This is a genomic window from Aerococcus sp. HMSC10H05 (genome assembly GCF_001806975.1).
GTDB lineage: Bacteria > Bacillota > Bacilli > Lactobacillales > Aerococcaceae > Aerococcus > Aerococcus viridans_B.
The window spans coordinates 12,835-13,147 of the sequence record NZ_KV786981.1 but is presented as its reverse complement, the minus strand read 5'-3'; positions in this window follow the sequence as shown (position 1 = coordinate 13,147).

Here is a 313-nt window from a genome sequence, read left to right as displayed (position 1 = left end):
CCACCAACACTATTTATCATAGAACCAGAAAACATGTCTGGTTCACTGAAACGGTGAATCGGACATGTTTTTTATTGTGTTTGAATGCGTGTTAAAGCCTTCGCTTACACTTGACCGATATTTGTATTAAAACTAGGATTAGAGGATTGAGATATTATTTAGCTTTCGGCTTTCACTTTACCTGTATAGCCTTAGATGCAGTGGGACCGGAATTAGCCAAGGTCTAATTCCTTGCCTGACGATTCATTCTGTAAGGGCCAAACAGAATGATATGGGTCAGTCATCCTTTTTCACTGCTAAGGCATGCTAGGTA